The 9,106-nt window shown below is 69.1% G+C and carries 11 protein-coding genes; 5 read left to right on the top strand and 6 right to left on the bottom strand.

The features are described 5' to 3' along the window. Positions 1-717: chemotaxis protein CheB (locus tag AC1D12_RS16175; RefSeq protein ID WP_477841493.1), on the top strand; the 717-nt coding region annotated here is incomplete at its 5' end. Here AC1D12_RS16175 and AC1D12_RS16170 read toward each other — a convergent pair. Beyond that, positions 718-1,002, bottom strand: a complete 285-nt coding sequence (locus tag AC1D12_RS16170) for a hypothetical protein (protein ID WP_465114230.1) — start codon at positions 1,000-1,002, stop codon at positions 718-720. A 101-nt stretch (positions 1,003-1,103) separates the two neighbouring features. Here AC1D12_RS16170 and AC1D12_RS16165 point away from each other — a divergent pair, with 101 nt between their 5' ends. From AC1D12_RS16165 to AC1D12_RS16155, 3 genes are read left to right on the top strand one after another with little or no spacing between them, the layout of a single operon-like run. After that, a complete protein-coding gene (locus AC1D12_RS16165; RefSeq protein WP_477827257.1) occupies positions 1,104-2,027 on the top strand; it encodes a LysR substrate-binding domain-containing protein in 924 nt (307 codons plus the stop codon). Positions 2,028-2,078: 51 nt separating this feature from the next. Then, entirely contained in the window at positions 2,079-2,975 is an 897-nt protein-coding gene (locus AC1D12_RS16160) for a DUF2167 domain-containing protein (RefSeq protein WP_477827256.1), read from the top strand. Next, positions 2,972-3,715: a site-2 protease family protein gene (locus tag AC1D12_RS16155; protein ID WP_477827255.1), complete on the top strand. Its 744-nt coding sequence runs from the start codon at positions 2,972-2,974 to the stop codon at positions 3,713-3,715. The genes AC1D12_RS16160 and AC1D12_RS16155 overlap by 4 nt, the downstream gene beginning before the upstream one ends. 16 nt (positions 3,716-3,731) lie before the next feature. On the opposite strand, the gene hemW is transcribed toward AC1D12_RS16155, so the two are convergent. From hemW to AC1D12_RS16130, 5 genes are all read right to left on the bottom strand, one after another. Beyond that, the gene (gene hemW, locus AC1D12_RS16150) at positions 3,732-4,961 is read right to left on the bottom strand and encodes a radical SAM family heme chaperone HemW (RefSeq protein ID WP_477841495.1); all 1,230 of its coding nucleotides are present in this window, start codon (positions 4,959-4,961) and stop codon (positions 3,732-3,734) included. Position 4,962: 1 nt separating this feature from the next. Then, complete coding sequence (gene rdgB, locus AC1D12_RS16145) at positions 4,963-5,568, bottom strand: RdgB/HAM1 family non-canonical purine NTP pyrophosphatase (protein WP_477841491.1); 606 nt, start codon at positions 5,566-5,568, stop codon at positions 4,963-4,965. A 17-nt stretch (positions 5,569-5,585) separates the two neighbouring features. Next, positions 5,586-6,311, bottom strand: coding sequence for a ribonuclease PH (gene rph, locus AC1D12_RS16140; protein ID WP_465114235.1), 726 nt, complete (start codon positions 6,309-6,311; stop codon positions 5,586-5,588). Positions 6,312-6,429: 118 nt separating this feature from the next. After that, positions 6,430-7,344 carry a PP2C family protein-serine/threonine phosphatase gene (locus AC1D12_RS16135; protein ID WP_477841490.1) on the bottom strand — a complete coding sequence of 305 codons (915 nt, stop codon included), beginning with the start codon at positions 7,342-7,344 and terminating at the stop codon, positions 6,430-6,432. Between the two features lie 4 nt (positions 7,345-7,348). Continuing rightward, complete coding sequence (locus AC1D12_RS16130; RefSeq protein WP_047507438.1) at positions 7,349-8,317, bottom strand: serine/threonine protein kinase; 969 nt, start codon at positions 8,315-8,317, stop codon at positions 7,349-7,351. Positions 8,318-8,345: 28 nt separating this feature from the next. On the opposite strand from AC1D12_RS16130, the gene AC1D12_RS16125 reads away from it, so the two are divergent. Beyond that, on the top strand, positions 8,346-9,106 hold a 761-nt coding region (locus AC1D12_RS16125), incomplete at its 3' end, for a YicC family protein (protein WP_477841488.1).

Below are 9,106 nucleotides of genomic sequence, written 5' to 3'. Positions count from 1 at the left end.
GTGCGCATCGCATCGAAGGCCCACATCCGCAAGMTGCACGTGCCGGCGAGCGCGCCGGCCGACGGCTCGGCCGCGTCCGCCCGCCCGGCCGCGCCGATCACCTCGCTCGGCCGGCTGTCGACCGAGAAGATCATCTTCATCGGCGCCTCCACCGGCGGCACCGAGGCGACCAAGGAAGTGCTGGTCAACCTGCCGCCGGACTGCCCGGCGGTGATGATCACGCAGCACATGCCGCCCGGCTTCACGCGCAGCTATGCGGCGCGGCTGGACGGCCTGTGCCGCATCCGCGTGAAGGAAGCGCAGGACGGCGAACGCGTGCTGCCCGGCCATGCCTACATCGCGCCGGGCGGCCTGCACCTGAGCGTGGAGCGCAGCGGTGCGAACTACATCGCCCGCGTGCAGGATGGCGAACCGGTGAACCGGCACAAGCCGTCGGTCGAGGTGCTGTTCAAGTCGGCGGCGCGCGTCGTCGGCCCGAACGCGCTCGGCATCATGCTGACCGGCATGGGCGCCGACGGCGCGAAGGCGATGCGCGAACTGCGCGACGCCGGCAGCTACAACCTGGTGCAGGACGAGGCCAGCTGCGTGGTGTTCGGCATGCCGCGCGAGGCGATCAACGCCGGTGCGGCGCACGAGGTGCTGCCGCTGACGCAGATCGCGACCCACCTGATCGAGCGTCTGCGCAGCACATCCGGGCTGTCCCTGAATCGCGTCTGATCACCAGCGCGACGGCAGTTCGCGCACGCCGAGGTGGAACTCGTCGACGCGGTGCGATTCGACCTCGCGCCGGCTCTGCGCGTGCGACACCACCCACTCGGGCGCGCCGATATCCCGCAGCGTGCGCGGGTTCAGGTCGAGCACCGCGTCGTAGCGGTGCTCACGCTGCCGGCGTTCCCTCCACCGCTGCCACGCCTCGACCGGTGCGAGCAAGGCCTCGCGCCAGCGCACGGCAATCGGACGGCACAGGGGCAAACTCGGCTGAAACACTTGCGGCGTCGACATGGCGGTCTCCTTCTTGATCGAGTGCTGGTAAGCATAGAAGCCAGCTCCCTGGGAAGGAATCGATTTGTTCAGCGCCAATTGGTCAGCTATGCTTACCAGTCATGCCGAACCACCGCCTGCCGCTGAACACGCTCCCGGCGTTCCGCGCCGTCGCCCGCCTGTCCAACCTGCGCGCCGCGGCCGAGGAGCTGAGCCTGACCCACAGCGCCGTCAGCCAGCAGATCAAGCTGCTCGAGGAACAGCTCGGCTTCCCCCTCTTCGACCGCCGTGGGCGGCGCATCGCGCTGAACGCCGCCGGGGCCGCGCTGCTGCGCGCGGTGGAGCCGGCGCTGGCCCAGCTGGACGACGGCATGCGCGCCGCGGCCGCTGCGGCCTCGGGCGCCGAACACCGCATCCGCGTCACGCTGCTGCCGTCGTTCGCGCAACGCTGGCTGCTGCCGCGCATGGCGCGCTGGCGCGAGCGCAACCCGCACATCGGCATCGAGCTGTTCGCGTCGCAGCAGATCATCGACCTGAAGCGCGACGGCTTCCATGCCGCGCTGCGCCAGGGCAGCGGCGAGTGGAAAGGCCTGGTCAGCGAGCGGCTGATCGATTCGCCGCTGATCGCGATCGGCTCGCCGAATGCCGCGCACCGGCTGCAGGGGCGCGATGCCAAGGCGCTGGCCGACGAGCCGTTGCTCGGCAGCCCAGGGCTGTGGGCGCGCTGGTTCGAGCTGGCCGGGCTGCGCGTGCGCGTCAACCCGGTGGCCGCCTTCAACGACGCCGGGCTGATGCTGCAGGCCGCGGAGCAGGGCCTGGGCCTGGCGCTCGCCCGCGAGCTGCTCGCCGCCGATGCGATCTGCGACGGCAAGCTGGTGCGGTTGTCGCCGCTGTCGCTGCCGGACGACGAGGCCTACGCGTACTGGCTCGTCTACCCGCCCGACCTGCGGGACTGGCCGCCGCTGGTCGCACTGCGCGACTGGCTGCGCGAAGAACTCACGCAATCCCAGGACTTGGTGAAGACACCCCCGATGCCCGTGCGCTAGCATGGCCCGGCGCGTGAGGGCGCGCAGCAGTCAACACCATTGGGAGGATCCATGAAGTTCATCAAGATCGCCGCCGCTGCGGCCCTGGCCGCCGCGTTCGCGCTGGCATCCACCGTGGCCCGGGCGGGCACCGCGGAAGACCGCCAGAAGGAAGGCGAAGCCGCCGTCGCCGCAGCGCGCGCCGCCACCATGAAGGGCCCGAGCGACATCCTGCTGCGCGACCAGGCCGTGCTGAAGCTGCCCGCGGGCATGGAATACATCCCGCAGCCGCAGGCCGGCCGCCTGATGCAGGCGATGGGCAACAGCAGCGACGACCGCCTGATCGGCCTGGTGCAGTCCAGCGGCGACCCGCAATGGCTGGTGGTCGCGCGCTACGAGGCCTCGGGCTACATCAAGGACGACGACGCGAAGGACTGGAACGTCGACGACCTGTTCAAGAGCCTGAAGGAAGGCACCGAGCAAGGCAACAAGCGCCGCCGCGAGCAGGGCTTCCCCGAGCTCGAGATCGTCGGCTGGGTGCAGAAGCCGAGCTACGACGCGGCGACGCACCGCCTCGTGTGGTCGATGGCCGCCCGCACGCCGGGCGAGAACGACGCGCAGCAGAGCATCAACTACAACACCTACGCGCTCGGCCGCGAGGGCTACATCACGCTGAACCTGATCACCTCGCGCGCCTCGATCGAGGCCGACAAGCCGGTGGCCGGCCAACTGCTGTCGGCACTGCACTTCAACGGCGGCAAGGGCTACACCGACTTCAACAGCAACACCGACAAGGTCGCCGAGTACGGCATCGCCGCGCTGGTGGCCGGCGTGGCCGTCAAGAAGCTCGGGCTGTTCGCGGTGATCGCGGCGTTCTTCCTGAAGTTCGCCAAGGTCGCGCTGCTGGCCGGTGCCGGGCTGCTGGCGGTGATCGGCAAGTTCTTCACGCGCAAGAAATCCGACACGTGATCAAGCTGCTCCTGCTGCTGTTCAGCGGCCTGAAGTTCGGCAAGCTGCTGACCACCGGCGGCACGATGCTGCTGTCGGTGGTCGTCTACGCCTTCATCTGGGGCTGGCGCTATGCGGTCGGCTTCGTCGTGCTGCTGTTCGTGCACGAGATGGGGCATTTCATCGCGGCACGGCAGCGCGGGCTGGCGGTCGGCGCGCCGACCTTCATCCCGTTCGTCGGCGCCTGGATCCAGCTGAAGGAGCAGCCGCACGACGCCGAGACCGAGGCCTACGTGGGCATGGGCGGCCCGCTGATCGGCACGATCGGCGCGCTGGCCTGCTACTTCGTCGCGCGCGACCAGCACATCGACTGGCTGCTCGCGGTCGCGTACTCGGGCTTCTTCCTGAACCTGTTCAACCTGATCCCGCTGAGCCCGCTGGACGGCGGGCGCATCACGCAGGTGATCTCGCCGTGGCTGTGGCTCGCGGGCGTGCCGGCGCTGCTGGCGATGCTGATGTGGCGGCCGAGCCCGATGCTGATCCTGGTGGCGGTGCTGGCCGGCTCGCAGCTGTGGACCGCCTGGAAGCAGCGCGGTGACCCGGCCGCGCAGGCCTACCGGGTTGCGTCGTTCGAGACGCGGGCGGGCTATGCGGTGACCTACATCGGGCTGGTGGGCTTCCTCGCGGTGATGACCTACGACCTGCACGAGATGCTGGAGCTGATGCGCCACGGGAGCGGCGTCAACTCGGGCAGCGTCTGAAGCTCAATCCGCCAGGTCACTCCGCCAGGAACAGCGACTGCAGGTCGCTGAGGAAATCCATCCCGCGCGTGGTCGGGCGCACCCAGCCGCCCTCCTGCTCGACGAGCCCCTGCGCCAGCGCCTTGTCGAGCGGCGCGCGGATCGCGCTCAGCGGCATGCCGGTGCGCTCGGTGAAGCGCACCAGCTCGAAGCCATCCACCAGCCGCAGCGCGTTCAGCATGAACTCGAACGGCAACTGCTTGCGCGCCACCTCTTCGTCCTGCGAGATGGCCGCACCGGCCAGCGCCTGCGCCATGTACTTCGCCGGATCGCGGTAGCGGATCTGCCGCACGACGCGGTGTGGAAAGCTCAGCTTGCTGTGCGCCCCGGCGCCGATGCCGAGGTAGTCGCCGAACTGCCAGTAGTTCTGGTTGTGCAGGCAGCGGTGGCCCGGCTGCGCGAAGGCCGAGACCTCGTAGCGCGCGAGGCCGCTCGCGGCCGTGCGCTCGACGATGCGGTCGAGCATGTCGAACGCGAGGTCGTCGTCGGGGATGGCCGGTGGGTGCTTCGCGAAGAAGGTGTTCGGCTCGATCGTCAGGTGGTAGATCGACAGGTGCGGCGGCTTGAAATCGAGCGCCTGCCTCAGGTCGGCATCGAACTGCGCCAGCGTCTGCCCGGGCAGCGCGTACATCAGGTCGAGGTTGAAGGTGTCGAAGCACTCGCGCGCCTCGGCCACCGCGGCGCGCGCCTGCGCGGCATCGTGCACGCGGCCGAGCGCCTTCAGCTTCTCGTCGTCGAAGCTCTGCACGCCGATCGACAGCCGCGTGATGCCGGCGGCGCGGTAGCCGCGGAAGCGGTCGCGCTCGAAGGTGCCGGGGTTGGCCTCGAGCGTGATCTCGCAGCCGGCCTCCAGCGGCAGGCGGGCGCGGATGTCGGTGACCAGCTGGTCGATGGCGGCCGGCGCGAACAGGCTGGGCGTGCCGCCGCCGATGAAGATGCTGTGCACGCGGCGGCCCCACACGAACGGCAGCGCCGCCTCGAGGTCGGCCCGCAGTGCGTCGAGGTAGCGCGCCTCGGGCAGCTCACCGGCCTTCTCGTGCGAGTTGAAATCGCAGTACGGGCACTTGCGCAGGCACCACGGCAGGTGCACGTACAGCGACAGCGGCGGCAGTGCGGCAAGTTGCAGCGTGCCGGGGCGCATGTAGCGGGCCACCATGTCACCGGCCGACTCGCCGGGCGTGGCCGGTGACGGGCCGATCGGGATCACGTCAGCCAAGGTGCCAGACCTCGCGCATCAGGGCCAACATCTGCTGGGCCGCCATCGCACGGTGGCTCACGCGATTCTTCTCGTCGGCGCTGAGCTGCGCCACCGAGCGCCCGAGCGCCGGGATGAACATCAGCGGGTCGTAGCCGAAGCCGCCCTCGCCGGCGCGCTCGCGCAGCAGCTCGCCGTTCCAGCGGCCGAAGGCGATCAGCGGCTCGGGGTCGTCGGCCGAGCGCAYCGCCACCAGCGCGCTGACGAAGCGGGCGCGGCGGTCGCCGTGCCCCTGCATGCGGTCGAGCAGCACGCGGTTGTTGTCGTCATCGCTCTTCGGCTGGCCGAACAGCGTCGCGTAGCGCGCCGACAGCACGCCCGGCGCGCCCTTCAGCGCATCGACGCACAAGCCGGAATCGTCGGCGATCGCCGCGGCACCGGCAGCGCGCGCGGCATGCCGGGCCTTGGTCAGCGCGTTCTCGACGAAGGTGAGGTACGGCTCCTCGGCCTCGGGAATGCCGAGCGAGCCCTGCGTGACCAGCTCGATGGACAACGGCGCGAACAGCGCCTGCAGCTCGCCGAGCTTCTTCTGATTGTTCGACGCGAGCACCAACCGCATCACGGCAACCCTCGCGCTCAGCCCGCCAGCGCGGCCCGCTGCGCGGCCACCAGTTCGCGGATGCCCTTGTCGGCCAGCGCCAGCAGCGCGCCCATCTCGTCGCGCGAGAAGGCCGCGCCCTCGGCCGTGCCCTGCACCTCGACGAAGCCGCCGGCGGCGGTCATCACGACGTTCATGTCGGTGTCGCAGCCCGCATCCTCGACGTACTCCAGGTCGAGCAGCGGCGTGCCGTCGACGATGCCCACCGAGATCGCCGCCACCGCATCGCGTATCGGCGATTCGGTGATCAGCCCCTTGCGCTGCAGCCAGCTGACGGCGTCTTGCGCCGCCACCCAGGCGCCGGTGATCGCCGCGGTGCGCGTGCCGCCGTCGGCCTGGATCACGTCGCAGTCGAGGTGGATGCTGCGCTCGCCCAGCTTCTTCAGGTCGAACACGCAGCGCAGCGAGCGGCCGATCAGGCGCTGGATCTCCTGCGTGCGCCCGCTCTGCTTGCCGCGCGCCGCCTCGCGGTCGCCGCGGGTGTGCGTGGCGCGCGGCAGCATGCCGTATTCGGCGGTCACCCAGCCCTCGCCGCTGCCGCGCTTGTGCGGCGGCACCTTCTCTTCGACCGACGCGGTGCACAGCACCTGGGTGTCGCCGAACGAGACCAGCACCGAACCTTCGGCGTGCTTCGTGAAATGGCGGCGGATGCTGACGGGGCGCAGCGCATCAGCGGCGCGACCTTGGGTGCGGATGAAGCTCATGGGGTGTGCAGGCGATGAAGGTGGTGTCGTGAAAGACAAAGTCCGCATCGCGACGGGCGCGAGCGGACTCGGAAGGTCATGGGGGCGAAGCTTACGCCGGGACGGGCCCGGCGTGCCGTCAGGGCTTTTTCTGCGACGAGCGGCGGATCGCCTCGTTGATTTCCTTGATCGAGCGCTCGATTTCGGCATCGTCGAGCTCGTCGGGGGCCTCCTGGCCCAGCACGCTCGCCTGGATCGTCGACGCGAAGACTTCCTCGCCCAGCGTGTCGGTGGAGATGCCGCCGTTGCTGTCGTTGTCTTCGGCCGATTCCCATTCGACGGCCAGCACCGTCACGTTGTCGCTCTTCGCGCCGCCGTTGCGCAGCGCCTGCTCGACCAGCTCGGGCACCGCATCGGCCAGCGTGTTGCGCGCCAGCTGCTCGGTGATCACCGCATCGCTGACGGTGCCCCACAGGCCGTCGGAGCACAGCAGCAGGCGGTCGCCGCTTTGCAGCACCAGCKGGCCGACGGTATCGACCACCGGCTTGCCCGGGCTGCCCAGGCAGGTGAACAGCACGTTGCGGTTGAAGCGCTCGCCCATCGGCACGACGTGGCTCAGCGTTTCCTGCAGTTCGGAGTACGAGTGGTCGCGGGTGCGGGCGACCAGCTTGTCGCCGCGCACCAGGTACAGCCGCGAATCGCCGCAGTGCGCCCAGTACGCGTTGTTGCCCTGCAGCACGCAGGCGACGACAGTGGTGCGCGGCGTATCGATCAGCGCCTTCTGCGTGGCATAGCGCAGCAGCTGGTGGTGGCCGGCGATGATGGCCTCGTGCAGGAAGCGCATCGGCTCCTTCAGCGTGGGCTTGGCATCGCGCTGGTACATCGCGGCGAGCGTCTGCAGCGCGAGCTGCGAGGCGACCTCGCCTTCGGGGTGGCCGCCCATGCCGTCAGCGAGCGCGAACAGCCCCGAATCCCGCGTGTAGCAATAGCCCATGCGGTCTTCGTTCTTCTCGCGGCCGCCTTTTYGGCTGACCTGGTACACGGTGAATCGCATGCCCTCAGCCCTTCGCGCCGGTCGTGAGGTTCTCGAGCTGCAGCTTCAGCCGTTCACTGAAGCTGAGCTTGGTATAGCGACGCTCGGTCTCGCGCGCCAGTTCCTTCTGAAGGGCAAAAACGCTTTGCGGGCGCGACAAGGGATCCAGCGACATGCACCACTCGGTTACTTCAATGAGGTTGTCGGAATAGACGTTGCGCAGCCGCGAGAGCGACAGCGCGAGGCGGTCTTTCTCGATGCGTTGCGGGGAATCGTTGGGCGGATAGCCCTGCATGCAGGCGTAGATGCAGGCGCCGATCGCGTAGATGTCGGTCCAGGGGCCGAGCGTGCCGTCGCGGCGGTACATCTCGGGCGCGGCGAAGCCGGGCGTGTACATCGGGCGGATGAAGTTGCCTTCCTTGCTCAGCACCTCGCGCGCCGCGCCGAAGTCGAGCAGCACCGCCTTGTTCTCGTTCGTGATGAAGATGTTGGCCGGCTTGATGTCCAGGTGCAGCATCTTGTGCTGGTGCACGATGCGCAAGCCGCGCAGGATCTCGTCGAACAGGCTGCGGATGGTGGACTCGCGGAACACCTTGTCGCGCTTCAGGTCGCGCGCGGTGACGATGAAATCCTGCAGGGTGTCGCCCTGCAGGTAGTTCATCACCATGTAGACGGTTTCGTTCTCGCGGAAGAAGTTCAGCACGCTGACCACGCTCGGGTGGCTGATCTGCGCGAGCGAACGGCCTTCTTCGAAGAAGCTCTTGAGCCCCAGGCGGTACAGCGGCTGCTTCTCGGGCTTGACGCGCGGCGTCAGTTCGCCGGGCGCGCGCTCGGCCAGCGAGGACGGCAGGTATTCCTTGACGGCCACCAGGTGCCGGTCGGAATCTTCGGCCAGGTAGACGACCCCAAAGCCCCCGGCTGCCAGCTTCTTGATGACCTGGTAGCCACCGACGACCGTGCCCGACGGCAACGGAGCGGGTTTTGGCTTTGACATAATCGGATTTTGCAATGCGATAAATTGAATGCCAGTCTACAGCATGACCGGGTACGCAAGCGCCACCTCCGGGGCGCAAACCGCCACAGATAGCACGGTGGCGGCAGATGCTTCCGCCCCCCGGTCGCCGGCGGCGACCGCGTCCAGCGTGATGGTGGAACTGCGTTCCGTCAACAACCGCTTCCTCGACCTGAGCCTGCGCCTGCCGGACGAGTTCCGCTCGCTGGAGCCGGTGTTGCGCGACCTGATCACCAAGCGCTTCCGGCGCGGCAAGGTCGAATTGCGCTTGAACACCCATCGGGAAAACGAATCGGCCTGGCCGACGCCCCAGCCGGACCAGCTGAACCGCCTGAGCCGCATCGAGAACACCGTGCAGAGCTGGTTGCCGAAGGCGCAGCCGCTGTCGGTGCACGAGGTCTTGCAGTGGTGCAAGACGGGCTCGGCGGCCGAGCACCTGGACGAAGCGGCGCTGGATGCCGCGCGGCGCTGCATCGACGGCCTGGCCGAAGCGCGCGAGCGCGAGGGCGAGAAGCTGGTGGCGGTGCTGATGGAGCGCGTGAAGCGCCTGCGCGAACTGGCGACGCAGGCCGAGCCGCTGGTGCCGGCCGCGGTGCAGCGCCAGCAGCAGCGTTTCGTCGAGCGCTGGCAGGWGGCGCTGGACGTGACCGGCGCGGCACAGAGCATCGCCCGCGAGGCCTTGCAGGACCGTGCGCTGAACGAGGCGGCGGCCTATGCGATCCGCATCGACGTGGCCGAGGAGCTGGCCCGCCTGCGCGCCCACCTGGAAGA

It is taken from the genome of Rhizobacter sp. P1_G5 (genome assembly GCF_056405435.1).
Note: the sequence above shows the minus strand (reverse complement) of the source record. Positions and strands in the feature narration are given on the sequence as shown.